This window comes from Kribbella sindirgiensis (genome assembly GCF_004331435.1).
Classification (GTDB): Bacteria; Actinomycetota; Actinomycetes; order Propionibacteriales; family Kribbellaceae; genus Kribbella; species Kribbella sindirgiensis.
In genome coordinates, this window is sequence record NZ_SJKA01000002.1 from 585990 (window position 1) to 602729 (window position 16740).

At 68.1% G+C, this 16740-nt stretch carries 15 protein-coding genes; 2 read left to right on the forward strand and 13 right to left on the reverse strand.

Annotated elements, in window-relative coordinates:
• Positions 1 to 319 precede the first annotated feature (319 nt).
• Positions 320 to 2140, reverse strand: coding sequence for an ABC-F family ATP-binding cassette domain-containing protein (locus E0H50_RS07485; protein WP_131285851.1), 1821 nt, complete (start codon positions 2138 to 2140; stop codon positions 320 to 322).
• A gap of 49 nt (positions 2141 to 2189) precedes the next feature.
• On the opposite strand from E0H50_RS07485, the gene E0H50_RS07490 reads away from it, so the two are divergent.
• A complete protein-coding gene (locus E0H50_RS07490) occupies positions 2190 to 3038 on the forward strand; it encodes a fructosamine kinase family protein (RefSeq protein WP_165547026.1) in 849 nt (282 codons plus the stop codon).
• Between the two features lie 225 nt (positions 3039 to 3263).
• Here E0H50_RS07490 and E0H50_RS07495 read toward each other — a convergent pair whose 3' ends face one another.
• The 11 genes from E0H50_RS07495 to E0H50_RS07545 all read right to left on the reverse strand — a co-directional run bounded on the left by E0H50_RS07495 (position 3264) and on the right by E0H50_RS07545 (position 13473).
• The gene (locus E0H50_RS07495) at positions 3264 to 5159 is read right to left on the reverse strand and encodes an elongation factor G (RefSeq protein WP_202868039.1); all 1896 of its coding nucleotides are present in this window, start codon (positions 5157 to 5159) and stop codon (positions 3264 to 3266) included.
• Positions 5160 to 5310: 151 nt separating this feature from the next.
• Entirely contained in the window at positions 5311 to 5706 is a 396-nt protein-coding gene (locus E0H50_RS07500) for a type II toxin-antitoxin system VapC family toxin (protein ID WP_202868040.1), read from the reverse strand.
• Entirely contained in the window at positions 5703 to 5954 is a 252-nt protein-coding gene (locus E0H50_RS07505) for a type II toxin-antitoxin system Phd/YefM family antitoxin (protein ID WP_238150827.1), read from the reverse strand. Before E0H50_RS07505 ends, E0H50_RS07500 begins: the two co-directional genes overlap by 4 nt.
• Before the next feature lie 32 nt (positions 5955 to 5986).
• Positions 5987 to 6919, reverse strand: a complete 933-nt coding sequence (locus E0H50_RS07510; protein ID WP_131285855.1) for a 4-(cytidine 5'-diphospho)-2-C-methyl-D-erythritol kinase — start codon at positions 6917 to 6919, stop codon at positions 5987 to 5989.
• An 18-nt stretch (positions 6920 to 6937) separates the two neighbouring features.
• Positions 6938 to 7816, reverse strand: coding sequence for a 16S rRNA (adenine(1518)-N(6)/adenine(1519)-N(6))-dimethyltransferase RsmA (rsmA, locus tag E0H50_RS07515; protein ID WP_131285856.1), 879 nt, complete (start codon positions 7814 to 7816; stop codon positions 6938 to 6940).
• Positions 7817 to 7831: 15 nt separating this feature from the next.
• Positions 7832 to 8962: a resuscitation-promoting factor gene (locus tag E0H50_RS44190; protein ID WP_131285857.1), complete on the reverse strand. Its 1131-nt coding sequence runs from the start codon at positions 8960 to 8962 to the stop codon at positions 7832 to 7834.
• Between the two features lie 218 nt (positions 8963 to 9180).
• The gene (locus E0H50_RS07525; protein WP_131285858.1) at positions 9181 to 9795 is read right to left on the reverse strand and encodes a nitroreductase family protein; all 615 of its coding nucleotides are present in this window, start codon (positions 9793 to 9795) and stop codon (positions 9181 to 9183) included.
• Entirely contained in the window at positions 9782 to 10861 is a 1080-nt protein-coding gene (locus tag E0H50_RS07530) for a hypothetical protein (protein WP_131285859.1), read from the reverse strand. Before E0H50_RS07530 ends, E0H50_RS07525 begins: the two co-directional genes overlap by 14 nt.
• On the reverse strand, positions 10858 to 11280 hold the full coding sequence (locus tag E0H50_RS07535; RefSeq protein WP_131285860.1) for a hypothetical protein: 423 nt from the start codon (positions 11278 to 11280) through the stop codon (positions 10858 to 10860). The genes E0H50_RS07530 and E0H50_RS07535 overlap by 4 nt, the downstream gene beginning before the upstream one ends.
• A complete protein-coding gene (locus E0H50_RS07540; RefSeq protein ID WP_238150828.1) occupies positions 11280 to 12083 on the reverse strand; it encodes a TatD family hydrolase in 804 nt (267 codons plus the stop codon). The genes E0H50_RS07535 and E0H50_RS07540 overlap by 1 nt, the downstream gene beginning before the upstream one ends.
• Before the next feature lie 979 nt (positions 12084 to 13062).
• Complete coding sequence (locus tag E0H50_RS07545) at positions 13063 to 13473, reverse strand: SRPBCC family protein (RefSeq protein ID WP_238150829.1); 411 nt, start codon at positions 13471 to 13473, stop codon at positions 13063 to 13065.
• A gap of 177 nt (positions 13474 to 13650) precedes the next feature.
• Between E0H50_RS07545 and E0H50_RS07550 the strand changes: the two genes are divergently transcribed.
• Positions 13651 to 15789, forward strand: a complete 2139-nt coding sequence (locus E0H50_RS07550) for a discoidin domain-containing protein (RefSeq protein WP_131285863.1) — start codon at positions 13651 to 13653, stop codon at positions 15787 to 15789.
• On the opposite strand, the gene E0H50_RS07555 is transcribed toward E0H50_RS07550, so the two are convergent.
• Positions 15761 to 16678, reverse strand: a complete 918-nt coding sequence (locus E0H50_RS07555; protein ID WP_131285864.1) for a helix-turn-helix domain-containing protein — start codon at positions 16676 to 16678, stop codon at positions 15761 to 15763. The two genes, E0H50_RS07550 and E0H50_RS07555, sit on opposite strands and share 29 nt — an antisense overlap.
• Between the last annotated feature and the right edge of the window lie 62 nt (positions 16679 to 16740).

Sequence of the window (16740 nt, forward strand, 5' to 3'; positions counted from 1 at the left end):
TCTGCACCGGTCCGATCGTTGCTAGTTGCAACGAGATCGAGAGGCTGCTGTAGCCGACGACTATCGACACCGGCTGGGCCCGCTACTAGGGTCGTCACCGTCGGTCGCTGATCGACTACAAAATGTCAGAACACGGTGACTTCGGCGGCAAGAGGTGGTTCGCCGAAAGTGGCCGCGCGGTGTCCGGGGCTCGGGGCCCGAACAACGCCGGCCGGCACGGGGCCCGCTCACCCAGGAGCTCGGCGCCCCCTCCGAATCACAGGGGATCGGAGGGGCGCCGTGGCTCGAAACCCCTGCTGATCCGGGGGTTCCACGCGTCCTACTCCGCACGTTCCGCCGCCTCGAACCAGGCCGTTTCCAGCTCGCCGCGCTCATCGGCCAGCTTGCGGAGCTCGGCGTCCAGCGCGGAGAGCCGCTCGTAGTCGCTCGCACTCACGGCCAGCTGGTCGTGCAGTTTCGTCTCGGCCTCGGTGATCTTCGCGAGCTGCCGCTCGATCCGGTTCAGCTCCTTCTTCGCCGCCCGGGCCGCTGCCGCGTCAGCCATCGGACGTTCAATCAAATGGCCGTTTTCCGCCGTTGACAAATCGGTGGACACTTCCGTGGCCGGCGTCAACGCATTCGACGCCGTCCGTCGCGGAATTCCGGCCGCGAGTTCCTCGAGATACTGCTCGACACCGCGCGGCAGATGCCGGACCCGGGCGTCACCCATGATCGCGTAAACCATGTCGCTGACCCGCTCCAGGAAGTACCGGTCGTGGGTGACGGTGACGACGACGCCCGGCCAGCTGTCCAGGAAATCCTCGAGCACGGTCAGCGTCTCGACGTCCAGGTCGTTGGTCGGTTCGTCGAGGATCAGCACGTTCGGCTCGTCGAGCAGGATGCGCAGCAACTGCAGGCGGCGCCGTTCACCACCGGACAGGTCCGAGATCCGGGTCGTCAGCTTGTCGCCGGTGAACCCGAACCGCTCGAGCAGCTGCGACGACGTCAGCTCACCGCCCCGCCCGGCGAGCGCCGCCGTACGACGGATCGCGGTGATGTGGTCGAGGACGGTGACCGTGCCGTCGATCTCCTCGAGCGTCTGCGACAGGTTGGCGATCCGGACCGTCTTGCCCTGCTTGACCAGGCCCCGGTCCGGCGCGAGCTGCCCCGTGAGGACCTTCAGGAACGTGGTCTTGCCGGCGCCGTTCGGGCCGAGCAGCCCGATCCGGTCGGCCGGACCGAGCCGGAACGTGACGTGGTCGAGCATCTTCCGGTCGCCGAAGCTCAGGCTGACGTCCTCGACGTCGAACACGTCCTTGCCGAGCCGTGCGGTCGCCAGCTGCGACAGCGCGAGCTTGTCCCGCGGCGGCGGCACGTCCTCGATCAAGGCGTTGGCCGCCTCAATCCGGAACTTCGGCTTGGTGCTGCGGGCGGGCGCACCGCGACGCAGCCAGGCGAGCTCCTTCTGCAGGAGGTTCTGCCGCTTGGCCTCGGTGACCTGCGCGGTCCGGGCCCGCTCGGCCTTGGCGAGGATGTACGCCGCATACCCGCCGTCGTACGACGTCACGCGGCCGCCCTGCACCTCCCACGTGTCGGTGCAGACCGCGTCCAGGAACCACCGGTCGTGGGTCACGACGATCAGTGCGCCGGCCCGGTCGACCACATGTTCGGCGAGCCAGCTGACCGCCTCGATGTCGAGGTGGTTGGTGGGCTCGTCGAGAATCAGCAGGTCGACCTCGGTGAGCAGCAGTCGGGCCAGGGAGGCCCGACGCCGCTCGCCGCCGCTCAGGCTGCCGACCAGCGCCTGGTGGTCGACTTCGCCGAGCAGGTGCTCCATCACCGAGCGTGCCCGCGGATCGGCCGCCCAGGTGTAGGTCTCGACATCGCCGAGGACCGCGTGCAGCACGGTCTGGTCCGGGTCGAGGTCGTCGCTCTGACCGAGGTACCCGAGCCGCAGCTCGCGATTGTGGGTGATCCGGCCGCTGTCGGGCTCCTCACGCCGGGCCAGGACCTGCAGGAGCGTCGACTTGCCGTCGCCGTTGCGCCCGACCACGCCGATGCGCTCACCACGGCCTACGCCGAGACTGACCGAGTCGAGCAGTGTGCGGGTCCCGAAGCCCTTCGAAACAGCTTCCAGATTGACCAAGTTAGGTGCCGCCATAACGCGCCCAAGAGTAGCTGACCGTCGGCCTCGTGCCAGGATCGTCCAGGTGTTGACTACCGCCTGGCTCGAAGGCCTGTCCCTCGGCGACGCGATCGCCGCCGATCCGCTCGAAGGCGGCTACGCCAGCAAGACGTTCCGCGTGCGGACGACACTGGGCGAGTCGGTGGTAGTGAAGACGCAGGACGACCTGCCGGCGGACCTGTATGCGCTGGAGGCCGACGGTCTCGACGCGCTGCGTGCACCGGGCGGGTTCGCCGTACCTTCAGTTCTCCGGGTGACGTCGTCGTACATCGTGCTGACCGACCTCGGTACGTCGGAACCGTCGCCGACGTACTGGGAGGACGCGGGGCGGGCGCTCGCGGTGCAGCATCAGCAGACCGCGGACAAGTTCGGGTACCACCTGGACAACTACCTGGGCACGCTCCCGCAGCGGAACCCGTGGACGAGTGACGGGCACGCGTTCTTCGCCGAGCACCGCCTGCTCCGGTACCTGGAGGAGCCGAACTGCCACAACCAGCTCCCGTCAGAGGATCGTCGCCGCCTTGAACGGGTCGCCGGCCGCCTCCCCGAGCTGATCCCGCCGCAGCCGCCCTCCCTCCTGCACGGCGACCTCTGGCACGGCAACCTGCTCCCCGCCCCGGACGGTGGCCCGGCCATGATCGATCCCGCCGTCCACTACGGCTGGCCCGAGGCCGACCTGGCCACCCTCCTCATCTACGGGCACCTCTCCGACACGTTCTTCGACGCCTACGAAGAGGCCCACCCGCTCGCCCCGGGCTGGCGCGACCGCCTACCCCTCCTCCACCTCCGCGAACTCCTCTGCATCACCGCCCACTGGCCGGACCGCGCGGAAACCGTTTCCGAAATCTCGGCCATCCTCAAACAGTTCGACTGATCCCGGCCCACGCCGGCCCACCCCGCCCCGCCCCACCCCGCCCGTCCCCGCCCGTCCCCGCAGATTTGCTGGGTTGACCAGCCAAATTGGGGGTTCTACACCCAACCTCAGCGTGTGGAACCCCCAATTTGCCTGGCATACCCACCAAATTCGCTGGCTGCCCAGGCAAATGTGGTCAGTTGCAGCGGCTGGGCGGCCGGACGTTGATGATTGGTGCAGGTCCGCTCATACCTGGTTGAGGTTCAGGACGTACTGCTTCTCGTTGAGGGGGTTGCCGTCCGTCCGGGCACGGCTGGGCGCTGGGCCTGGGACAGGGCTGTAGCCGTGGAAGCTGGTGGCGAGGAGTGCCTCGCCCCGGCCGAGGGTGGGAAGCAGGGACTCGAAGGGGTGTGTGGTGGCGGCCGGGATGGTGCCTTCGATGTGTGCTTGGGTCTCGGTGAGCGTGGTCTGCGTGACGATGCCGCGGTGTTCGGCGACATGGGCGAGGACTCGGGACACGGTGTCGGACGGCACGTCCAGCTCGAAGTGATTGACCGGCTCCAGCACCGTCGTACCGGCCTCGGCGATCGCCTGCAGGAGAACGAGCGGCACCAGCTTGCGGAAGTCCCCGGCCACGGTCACCGGGCTCCAGTACGCCGTGTGCGTCAGATCCACCCGGATGTCCGGGATCTCCCACCCGAACAACCCTTGCTGCAACGTCTGCCGGACCGTCTCCTCGATCGCCGTGTGGAACGCCCGCGGCAGCCCGCCGAGCTCCACCTCCAGGTTGTACTCGATGCCCTCGGCAACCGGTGACACCCGGAAGCCGACCCCTGCGGCCCACGGTCCCTCGGTGATCTCGCGCATCGCGGCGCCCGTGCCGATCAGCCGCTCGACATGGATCGGCGTCGTCTCGCTGAAGGTGACGTCGACGTCGTACTCGGACTCGAGCAACGACGCGATCACCTCCTTCTGGACCTCGCCGTACAGGCTCACGGTGATCTCGCCGGTACCGCCCGTCTTCCGGACCCGGATCAGCGGGTCCTGCTCGGCGAGCTGCGTCAACGCCTGGAACAGCTTCACCCGATCCCGCGCACTCACCACGGTCTCCAGCGTCGGCGGCGCGAACAGCCGGTGGGCGTACGACGTACGCACGCCGAGCTGATCGCCGATCCGGATGCTCTTCAAGCCCCGCAACGCCACGATCTGACCGGCCTCGGCCCGATCCACCGCGTGCCGGCCGCCGTCCTCGAACACGTCGATCCCGCTCGGCCGCACCTGGTACGCCGGACCGTCCAAGGGATGCACCGGAACCGTCGCCCGCGCGGCCAGCGTCCCGCTGACGATCCGCGCGGACGCGATCTTCTGCCCGGCCGCGCCCCGCTCGACCTTGAACACCCGCGCCCGCAGCTCGTCGTCCGGCGCCGCGATCGCCCGCGGCAACCACGTGCGGATCCCGTCGATCACCTCGATGATCCCGACCCCGGTCATCGCGGACCCGAAGTACACCGGGTACATCTGGGCCGTCGCGACCTGACGGCGCAGCTCGGCCGCGTTGTCGACCTCGGCGCCCTCGAGGTACAGCTCCAGGAACGAATCATTGCGCTCGGCAAGCATCTCGCCGACCTCGGCGCGCTGTACCGGCAGCGGTACGACGGACGCCGACCGCAGGCCGAGATCGGTCACCGACTCCATCGGGACGGCGGCCGGCGTCAGCAACCGGCGGATGTCGGCGAGCAACGCGTCGTACCGCGCGCCCACCCGGTCGATCTTGTTCACGAACAGCAGCGTCGGGATCCGCAGCCGGTCCAGGGTGCGCATCAGCAACCGCGTCTGCGGCTGCACGCCCTCGACCGCGGAGATCACCAGCACCGCGCCGTCCAGGACGGACAGCGCGCGCTCGACCTCGGCGATGAAGTCGGAGTGCCCCGGGGTGTCGATCAGGTTGACCGGCAGGTCACCGAGCGCGAACGACACCACCGCCGAGCGGATCGTGATACCGCGTTTCCGCTCGAGGTCCATCGAGTCGGTCTGCGTGTTCCCGTCGTCGACCCGGCCGACCCGGTCGATGACGCCGGCGGCGTACAGCAGCCGCTCGGTCAGGCTGGTCTTACCGGCGTCGACATGCGCCACAATACCCATCGTCAGAGAGTTCAAGAGTCCTCGCGAATGCGTCGAAGCGATCAGTACCCATGGGGTGGATCGATCCGCGGCGCATCCCGGTCTCCTGTCTGGTTCGATGAGGGTTCTCGTGGCGAAGCTAGCACCGGCCGCCGCCGGTGACGAACGATTTTCAGGCTTCGAGGATCGGTACGTCGTACTTCTGGATGAACCGGTCGCGCGTCACGAGCGTCAGCCGCTCGACCAGCGCCTGCGCGACCAGCATCCGATCGAACGGATCCCGATGGATTGCCGGCAGCCGCCCCGCGAGCTCGGCATGCGACGTCCGGATCGGCAGTTCGCTCAGGCCGCTGTCCTCGACCACGTCACCGAGCTCCTCCGGCAGGTCGATCTTGCCGGCGGCGGCCTTGATCGACAGCTCCCATCTGGTGGCGGCGCTGACGTACACCTCGAACTCGGTGTCGATCCGATCCTTCAGGTCATCCGAGAGATCGCCGACGTCCTGCAGCCACCACAGCAGGACAGGTGTGTCCAGCAAGAGCCGCGCAGCGCCCGGCGCCGCGATCACGGCAGCATGCCGAAGTCGGCCGCAATCTCGGCGTTGGTCTCGGGCGAGTCCCAGTCGTCGGTGTAGCTGATCCGTCCGGCCAGTGAGCCACGGCCCGTCCGGCGCCCGACGTCGGCCAGCGGCACCACCTTGGCGACCGGATGCCCGGCACGGCTGATGACCACGACCTCGCCGTGTTCGACACGGTCGATGATGCGTGACAGCTGCGTCTTCGCCTCATGGATGTTGTACTGCGCGAGCTCGCTCACCACATCCCCCTTAGTCCACTTAGCTAAGTGTACTACCGGCTGACGATCGCAGGGAGGATTCTGGCGCCCGGGACGGGGCCTTCGGCCTGGCGGACCATGCGGCAGCGGCCGGACTCGGCGAGCTCCACGGCAAGGTCGACGGCGCTGCGGCTGTCGGCGGCGAGGAAGAGGCAGGTGGGCCCCGAGCCGGAGATCTGCGCGGCCAGCGCCCCCTGGTCGAGGCCGAACTGGAGCGTTTCGCCCAACTCGGGGCGCAGCGACAACGCCGCGGCCTGCAGGTCGTTGCTGAGCGCAACGGCGAGTGCGCCGGGCTGACCGGACAGCAGCGCCGACATCAGCTCCGGACGGACCTGCGGCGCCTCGACGCGGCGCAGCGGACGCATCCGGTCCAGTTCGCGGTACACGTCCGGCGTCGACAACCCGCCGTCGGCGATCGCGAACACCCAGTGAAACGTCCCGCGGGACATCACCTCGGTGACCTGCTCGCCTCGTCCCTGACCGAGCGCCGTGTGGCCGACCAGGCAGAACGGCACGTCGCTGCCGAGCTCGGCCGCATGGTGCTGCAGCTCGGTCTGGGTCAGCTGCAGGCCCCACAGCCGGTTGCAGGCCACCAGAGTCGCTGCCGCGTCAGTCGATCCGCCGGCCATCCCGCCGGCCACCGGGATCGTCTTGCGGATCGTCAGGTCGACGCCCTCGTCGACGTCGTACTCCGCCTGCAGCAACTGCGCCGCCCGCACCGCGAGGTTGGTCTCGTCGGTCGGTACGTCGTCCGCGAAGTCACCCGAGATCTCCACCGAGATCTCGCCGTCATCCTCGCGCAGTACGGCGGTCACGTCGTCGTACAGGGCAACGGCCTGGTACACCGTGGCGACCGGGTGGAACCCGTCCGGGCGCGGCGGACCGACCGACAGACCCAGATTGATCTTGGCCGGCGCCCGCACCGTGACCTCAGCAGAAGGTGGCACGTCGCACAGGCTAGGGCATTACGCAGTCCTCGCCGCACCAGCGAGCGCGGCGAACTCTGTGATGCCCAGCATCTCGCCGCGCACCCGCGGGTCGATCCCCGCGGCCCCGAGGACCTCGTCGAGGCGTGAACGGTCCGGCATCCAGCGGGCCAGCGCGGACCGGATCGTCTTACGCCGCTGCGAGAATGCGGCCTCGATCACCGCGAACACCTCCTCGCGGGTCGCCTCCGTCGCCGGCGGTTCGCGGCGCTCGAACGCGACGAGCCCGGAGTCCACGTTCGGCGCCGGCCAGAAGACGTTCCGTCCGATCGGCCCGGCGCGCCGCACGTCGGCGTACCACGCGGCCTTCGCCGAAGGTACGCCGTACGTCCGCGAACCCGGTCCGGCCGCCAGCCGGTCCGCGACCTCGGACTGCACCATCACCAGACCGTGCCGCAGCGAGTCCGAGACCTGGAGCAGATGCAGCAGCACAGGGACCGCGACGTTGTACGGCAGGTTCGCCACGCAGGCGGTCGGCTCGCCGATCTCCGCGGGCGTGACGTCCATCGCGTCCGCCTCGACCACGGTCAGCCGGGACGCCTGGTGCGGCGCGTACGACGCGACGGTCGACGGCAGCGCCTGCGCGAGCAGCGGGTCGATCTCGACCGCGGTGACCCGGTGCCCTTCCGCGAGCAGCGCCAGCGTCAGCGACCCCAGGCCCGGCCCGATCTCCAGCACGGTCTCGTCGGGCGTCAACTCGGCGACACGCACGATCCGGCGCACCGTGTTCGGGTCGATGACGAAGTTCTGGCCGCGCTGCTTGGTCGGGCGGACCCCGAGGGACGCGGCCAGGATGCGCACATCAGCCGGACCGAGCAGTCTCGGTCCGGCTGATGTCGATGAATCAGACGAGGTCACCCCGTCAGTTTGTCACTACGCGCGCTTGCCGCAGACCGGCCAGTCGCCGTAGCTGCCGCGGGCGGCCCGCACCTTCTCGGCGATCGCGATCTGCTGCGCCTTGCTGGCCAGGTGGGCGTTGTTCGCGTAGGCGTCGCCGCCGTACGCCACCCAGGTCTGATGGCTGAACTGCAGGCCACCGTAGTACCCGTTGCCAGTGTTCGCAGCCCAGTTGCCGCCGGACTCGCACTCGGCGATCCGGTCCCAGGCGCCGGTGTTGCCGCTGGTCGGCTCGTCCGTCTCCGAGGTCGTCGTCTCGGTCGGCTCCGCCGGCTTCGGCTTGGTGCCGACCAGGACCTGCTCGTCGACCGCCTTGGCGACCACCTTCGACCCCACCACCTTGGTGGCCGACAGCTTGCCGTCCAGGTAGGTGTACAGGTACGTGACGGACTTGGAGCCGTCCGTGCCCTTGGTCGTGGTCTTCTTGGTGCCCACTTCCAGCGTCGCCGACTTGGTCTCGTCGGTGCCGTGCGCGACTGCCTCGGTCTTGGTGACGGTCTTCTGCAGAACCGACACGAAACCGATCTTGTTCACGCCGAGCTTCAACGGGGTGGCCGCGGCCGGGGTGATCCGGTCGTCGGAGTCCCAACGGACCTTCGCCGCGGTCAGCGCCTCGCCGACGGTGCCGGCCAGCGACTTGATCGTCACGGTCTTGCCGAGGTGCACGATCTGCACGGTCTTCGGCGTCGTGATGGTCAGCTCCAGGCCCTGGCGGCCGAGCGGCGCGCTCCGGCTGGTGGACAGCTGGGCGCCGTCGTACCGCAGACCCAGATCGGCCAGCGCCTCGTGCACACTGTCGGCCGTGGTCCAGTACGCCTTCTTGGTGCCGTCCGCGTTGACAGTCAGCTGCCGCCCGTACTGCACGGCGATCTCCTGGCCGTCCTTCAGCTTCGAGTCCGCGCCGGGCGCGACGACGTCGTGCTCACCGACCTGAACTTTCTCGGCCTTCAGGGCGTCTGCCACGGTGGAACCGAAGGTGTGCACCTTCCGCACCTGGCCGTCGACGGAGAGGGTGACGGTCTTGCTCTTCGCGGCATACGCCACGGAGCCGCCCGCGACGGCGAACGCAGCCGTCGCACCGACGGCCACGATGATGGACTTACGCACTAACGCTCCCAGGTAGGGCTACCCGGGCACGGGGTGGGACAGCACAGGCACCGGCCGCGAGCGCCAGGCTGGCGGCCTGGAACCTGTGGTCGACGCCGAGGGGCGTGCTGTGCCCGGAACCTTCCCCGATCCCGGCCAACATCACGGGACCATAACGAAGAAGTCGCGGAAGCGCCAATCCCCTGGTCGGCGAGTCGCAAAAAGATGTAACGGCGCCCTTACACCGTGTGATGGCCCCACTGTCCCCGATGGACCACTTCGGCGGTCGTCCGGCGCCCCCGTTTCAGCGACGGCGACCGCTTGTCCGGGGCCCGGTGACCGACCGACAGCACCCCGACCAGATCGAACCCCTCGGGTACGCCGAACTCCTTCAGCAACCGGCCCACCTTGTCCGCGGGAGGCCCGAAAAAGCAGGCTCCCAGGCCTTCGTCGACGACCGTCTGCAACATCAGCAGGACCGCCATCCCGGTATCGACGTACCAGTACGGCGCCGTCCAGCGGCCCTCGTCCCGATCGGTCCAGCCCTTGTCCGCCTCGGTGTACCGATCGAGGTACGCGTCCTTGTGCGCGAACGCCAGAATCAGCAACGGCGCCCGGCGCAGCCCTGTGACCCATTCCACATACTTCGGATCCGGATCCTCGGCCGCAATCCGCCAGTACCGCTCCCGCTCGTCGCCTTCCAGCGTCAGGAACGCCCAACCCTGCGAGAACCCGCCGGACGGCGCCCGAAGTCCGTTCTCCAGGATCCGCTCCCGGACGTCGTCCAGCACCGCCCGATCCGGGTCGTAGTTCCGCACCATCCGCCGCCGCCGGACAACCTCACTGAACTCCATGAAGCCTGTCTATCAGTCGCGAATCTGCCCGGGCTGCTGCGGGCCGGATGGCCGCTTCGCGGCCTGCTGTCCCCGGGAGCCGCCGGCCGGTCGTCACAGCCCGCAGGCGCCTGAGGTCGGGTGGCAGGCGATCCTGAGCCTGACGAACAGCCTGGCTGCGCCGCGAGCTCGGCCGACTCGCCTGCTGTTGCGCTCGCTGCGCTTTCTCGACGCGATAGTGGCGTTCGATCCGGTTGAGTTCGTGGTCCAGTTCGGCGATCGCGTTCTTGGCTGCCTTCGCAGACTCGGTCGACTTCTCCGCATCTCCCAACGACTCGTCGGCCTCGACCTCGACCAGGCCGGCGAGCGAGTCGCGGAGCGGAGCGATCAACTCTTTCCGCACCTCGTCACGATGCGCCTCGGGCATCAAACCCGGCTTGACGAGACGTTCATCGATCAACAGGTCGACCGCGACGTTCCACCGTTGCAGGTCGTCGGCGCACATCAGCGTCTGGGTGACCTGCGTGCTGGTCAGCCCGCTGCGCTTCGCGAGCGCCCGATCAAGGTGCCGGGCGGCCGGCGTATACGCGGCGTACGCGTCATCGGTCTGCTGGGCCAGCACCGCCGCCACCGCGTGTTCCAGGCCGGCGTCGGGGAAGACGTCGCCAATGATCTTGTCGAGGTTTCGATGAGTCCAGTGCTCGGTGCGGCCTTCGTTGAAAGCCTCGGCCGCATCGTCGTACAAGTACGCGTCAGGTGCGTTCTCGTCGCCGTACTGGGCGAGCAGGTGCGCGGCCTCGTGAGTCAGCGTCGCCATCGCCTCGCGAAGCTCGAACGCCTCCTCGTCGGTCAGTGGTCGATCGAGGTCGCGAGCCCTGCGCAACGGCTCGAGAACGTTGGTGATCGAGACCGACATACTGCCGTCTGCCTCGGCAGAACCTACGAAGTCCGGATCCTCCTCCTCGAGCACCACCTGGTTCCACCGCGTTCGAGCCCCGTCGACCCGCTGCTCGACCGCGTAGACCACCGCGGCCACCAGCCGGTACTCCCAGGACTGCGGCGAGATCTCGACCGGGTCGTCGGTCACGATCCGTCGTTCCCGATCTCGCGCCGGCGGCGGTCGATCAGGCGCTTCAGGGTCGAGTTCATGCGCAGGATGGTGCGGGACTCGCGCGGGGGCGCCTGCCGGGCCAGTTCGCCGATCTCGGCCTTCACACGCTCGGCGTGTGCGATCTGGTCTGCCGCCGAGCCCTTGTCACTGATCACCTGCGCCAAGAGTGTGGATGCCCGCCAGTACTGCGGACTGGTACCAGGTTGTGGTCCGCTGATCAGCTCGGGCAGCTTGCCCGCTCGGATCAGCGCCAACTCCCGGGACCGCTCGTCCTCGATCTGCTCCGCCAATGCCTTCATACGGACGACCTCGGCCGCGACCGTGGCGTCGTCGGCATCCTCCAGTGAGTCCGCGAGCTCGAGCAGTTGCGCGTCGAATGCTTCGAAATCCACCATTACCAAGGCCCTCCGAAGGCGCGGTTGGCGTTGTTGTCGAGGGCTGCGCAGAGTTCGGGGACCGAGATGTTGAGGACGTCGGCCATTTTGCGGACCGTGTGGGGGATCAGGTACGACGCGTTCGGTTTGCCGCGGTACGGCGAGGGCGTCAGGTACGGGGCGTCGGTTTCGACGAGGATGCGGTCGAGTGGCGTGACGGCCAGGGCGTCGCGGAGGGACTGGGCGTTCTTGAACGTGACCACGCCGGCGAAGCTCAGGTAGGCGCCGCGGTTCACGCACTCGCGGGCGAACTCGGTGTCGCCGGAGAAGCAGTGCATCACCACCCGGTCCGGTACGCCCTCGCGGTCCAGGATCCGCAGGATGTCGTCGTGCGCGTCCCGGTCGTGGATCATCAGCGTCTTGTCCAGGCGCTTCGCCAGCTCGATGTGCGCGGCGAACGACTCGTGCTGCGGGGCCTGCCCGTCCTCGCCGGTCCGGAAGTAGTCCAGCCCGGTCTCACCGATCACCCGGACCTTGTCGCTGCTCGTCGCCAGCCGCTCGATCTCGGCCAGCGCACTCTCCAGCTCACCGGCCGCCTTCAGCTTCGGCGCCTCGTTCGGGTGCAGCGCAACACCGGCGATCAGGTTCGGGTACTGCGTGGCAGCCTCGACCGCCCACACCGCCCCCGGCAGATCACACCCCACCTGCACGATCCGCGTCACCCCCACCGACTTGGCCAGCCGAATCGCGTCCGCCGGACTCAGCCAGTCCCCGTCCTCCCCATCCGCGATATCCAGATGACAATGCGCATCAACCACACTCATCGGCAACGGATCCGGCACCCCCGGCCGCACCCGATCCCGAGACCGCCCGTCCTCCCCCACCGCAGCCCGCGCCCTCGTCGGCCGACCCACCTCCACACCATCACCCATGCGCCCCAGATTACTGAGTCACTAGCCGACTCTCCGGCCCGAGGTGCGGACGGCCGAGGGTGGCCAGGTCCTTGCGGATTTGTGCATGTCGACAGTACGTATACGTCCACTGTCCAGCGATCCGGACTACCGCCCGGTGCAGGATGGCAGGTAGTAGACACATACGTACTGTCGACCTGCAGTTCCGGCGAACGGCGGCAACCCGCGAGCCTGGTCAGCCGGTAGCCGGGGGAGGCGACACCTTCCGCGTGCTGCGGACAGGGAATATCAGGCTCTTGTGACCGATGTGTGGGTGGTCGGCGCGGCCCCGGGCGCCTGAGTGCGCGTTCTCGACGTGTGCAACGGCTGGGTAGTGCACCTGAACGTGATCACGCCCGCGCGCACGGCACCCCACCGGCACTCCACCTATCGAGCCACCCCGCACCCCCACAAACCCCGCCGCCGCTGTCGCTCCCCAAACCAGTTCGGGGAGCCCCACACCCCCACAACGGCACGTCATCGTCCCCAAACCGGTTTGGGGAGCTCTGCACCCCCGAGAAGTCGTGCCCCGGGGAAGTCGTGGGTGGGCAGGTGGTTCTGCTGTGCTGCCCGGACCAGGCGCGAACCCCACCACTCGACGCACCCGACCGATAGCAGCAACCGAGGACACGCACCAGGAACACGCACTGGGAACCGGGAACAGGCAATGGTGACTGGGGACAGGCAATACCAGGTGCCCACCCACCATTGCCTGTTCCCTGATCCCAGACCCGGTTGATCACCACCCACACATCGGACAGGAGAGCCGAATATCAGGTGCGCACCCACCAGAACCTGTCCCACGGCCCCGCAGTTCAGCGACGCGTCCGGCCGCCGGGCGTCGCGCAACGCGCTAGTCGGCGGATTCGGCGGCGTCCTTGACCTTGGCCACCAGTTGCTCCCACATGTCTTGCGAGTGTTTGGCTTCGTCTTCGGAGGCGTTGTTGTCTTGGGTCAGTTTCAGGTGGGTGTTGGCGGTGAGGGTGTAGGTGATGGTGTGGTAGTTCTCCGGTACGTCGGGTTGGCCCGTGAGGGGGCTGAAGTGAGTGAAACTCAGTAGGCGCCCGGGCTCCACGGCGAGGATTTCGCCCTTGTCCTGGTAGGGCTTGCCTTCCCAATCGCCGGTCCAGGTGATGGGGCTGCCGACCTGCCAGTCGGTCTTGACGTCCGCCCCGAACCACAGCTGCTTCAACTGCTCCGGACTCGTCAGCACATCCCACACGCGTGCGGCCGGTGCATCGATGTCGGTCTCGGCTACTGCCACGATCCCAGTCATTGTCGAACTCCTTTCTCCCCCGACCGTACGGTTCCCCACCCGCATGCGCTTGGAGAAAAGCGTCAGCCGGATCGTGCAGGAAGTCAGCAGTCGGGGACATGTTCTCCGCGGTACGGCGGCCAGTACGTTGCAGCGAGGTTCCGCCCGACCGACAGGAGCAGCCGAATGTCCCGGATCAGCTCAGTTCTCGCCCTTCTCGGCCTGGTGGTGGGGACCACCGCGCTACCGGCCGACGCCGCCGCACCGGTTCCGGTGCAGATCCTCAGCCTGACCGACCTGCACGGCTACCTGTCCGAGACAGAGAACCTGACAATTGCCGGCCCGTCCGGCACCCAGCAGGTGGGCGGTGCCGGGTATTTGAAGGCTCATCTCGAGCGGCTTCGGAAGCCGAACAGTTTTCTGATCGGGTCGGGTGATCAGTTCAGCGGCTGGCCGGACTACACGCAGGCGTTCGCGAACGAGCCGACGATCGAGGTGCTGAACGCGTTCGGGATGGACTTCGATGTCGCGGGCAACCACGAGTTCGATCGTGAGTTCCCGTTCCTGCGCCGGATGACGACCGGCGCCTGTTACGGCAAGCCCGGGTTCGACAGCTGTTTCAAGGACTCGACGGGCCGGAACTTCCACGGCACCGACTACGCGTACCACGCGGCGAACATCGTCGACCCGCGGACCAAGCGGCCGGTGCTTCCGCCGTACCGGATCGCGGAGGCCGGCGGGCAGCGGATCGGGTTCATCGGGCTGGGCTTCCCGGGGACGCCGACCGAGACGCTGTCGATCGAGGGGTCGGGGTTCGAGTTCCAGGGCATCGTCGACGCGGCGAACCGGGCCGCGGCCGCGCTGAAGGCGCAGGGTGTGAACGCGATCGTGGTCAGCATGCACGAAGGCGGTCAGCAGGGCGGGCTGTACAACGAGTGCAAGAACCCGACCGGTCCGATCTTCGACGCCGCGCGGGCGATGTCCCCGGAGGTCGACGTGATCCTCGGCGGCCACTGGCATACCGCGTTCAACTGCATGATCCCGGACCCGAACGGCGTACCGCGGCCGGTGCTCGAGGCGAGCAACCACGGGCGGGTCCTCGGCGAAGTGAACCTGGAACTCGACCCGACGACCGGAGACGTGATCCGCTCCAGGACCACGGCCACCAATCATGCGGTCACCAAGGACATCGCGCCGGATCCCGGGGTCCAGAAGATCGTGAAGTACTGGATGGACAAGTGGACCGCGCGGCAGCAGGAACCGCTCACCAAGCTCGACCGCGATCTCGACTTCGCGCGGACCGCGGAGAGCCGCACCGGCAACCTGGTCGCGGACCTCTCCGCGGCGGAGGCCGACGGCGACTTCGCGCTGATACCGGCGGATCTCGGCATCGACGTGATCGCCGCGGGTCTGGAAGCGGGAACGGTGACGTACGGCGAGGCGTGGCCGGTGGCCGGCATCTCGCCGATCACCACGCTGTCGATGAAGGGCTCGACGGTCGAGGCGGTCCTGGAGCAGCAGTGGATCCCGCCGGCGTACGGCTGCAGCCGGCTGTCCGCGCTCGCCACGTCGGCCAACTTCCGCTACACCTACGATCTCGGCCGGCCCGTCGGCGACCGCGTCGATCCGGCCAAGGTCCTGATCAACGGCAAGACCCTCCAACGCGACAAGACGTACCGCGTGACGACAAGTGCGGCGATGCCCTTGCACGGAACGCAGTACGGCTATCCGGGGTTCCAGCAGTACACGGAGCTGAAGAGAGCGCCGCGGATGGGCCAGGAGGTCTTCCTCAACTATCTGCGGACCCATCCGTTGCTCAAGGCACCTGACCTCGGACGCGTGACCGCGATCCCGGGTACGCCGCCACCCGCGGACGGACCGTTCGGGCCGCTGACCCTGCTGCCACAGAACGAGATGACCGCGACCGCGACCAGCCAGGGCTCCTCCGCCTACAGCGCATCCGCCGCGATCGACGGCAGCTGCACAACCATGTGGCACTCGAACTGGAGCCCACATGCCCCGCTCCCGCAGTACATCACTCTCGACCTGAAGACACCTCGCGCGATCGAGGCGCTCGTCTACACGCCACGCCAGGACGCCGCCGTACCGAACGGCCGGATCTCGTCGTATGACGTCCAAGCGAGCACCGACGGCACCACATTCACGTCGGTGACGAAGGGGTCCTGGGACGGCACGGTTGACGCGAAGATCGCGCGGTTCCCGGCGGGTACGACGGCACGCTACGTGCGGCTGGTGGGACTGGCCGGCGGGGCGGACTACGCGGCAGCGACCGAGCTCAATATAGCTCTAGCTCCGGGTTCCTGACCGCGGCGCGGTGGGCCGTCGGGGACATTCCGTACCGACGGCCGAACTGCCTGCTCAAGTAGTGCGGGGAGTCGAATCCGACCGCGGCCGCGATCTGTGCGACCGACATGTCGGTGGCGCCGAGCAGCTCGGCCGCGCGCTGCAGCCGGAGCGCGAGTACGACGTTCATGATCGAGTCACCGACCTGCTCCTTGAACAGGTGCGCGAGGCGCGACACCGACACCTGCGCGAGCCCGGCCAGTGACGTGAGGGTGTGCGGGCGGGCCGGGTCGGCGGTGATTGCCTCGAGCACCAGATGCACGCGCGCGTCCAGGTGCTGTGTCTCCCGGCGGAGGCTCGCGACCGCGGTCAGCAGCACCTCTTCGATGCCGTTCATGGTCAGCTCGGTTGCAACGCTCTTCTCGAGCAGGTGCAGCTCGGTGTCGCCGGTCGGCGACAGGCCGGCGCGTTGCGCGTCGCGGTGCAGCCGATCGAACGCCGACACGACACGGTCCGTCTCCGAAGACCTGGTCAGCCGCACGTAGGACAACCCGGGCATTGCCTGTGGCAACGACAACCACGAGTGCCACTCACGCCGCGGCTGGAAGTGCGCCCACCAGGACTCCCAGTACGTCCCGACGGTCCCGTAGTCGTGCGGCGTCCCAGGACTGACCAGTACGACGTCGCCGTGCCGCAGCGTCAACGTGTTCTGGCCGATCACGTACCGCCCCGTACCGGACGCGGTGTAGAGCAGGTACCAGCTGCCCACCCCGTCCGGCCGTACGACGCGATAGTCGCCGCCGCTGTGGAAGTGGCCGGTGACCAGCTTGCTCGGCGGCGGGATCTCGCTGTACAGCTCGATGAGCACCTGGGTAGCAAGATCGTGCTCGAAGTCAGCAGGCTCCGTCATGGTGGATCTCCTCGTAGGCACCCCAAGATTAGCGGAACGTCAGCAAGATCCTGCACCCGATG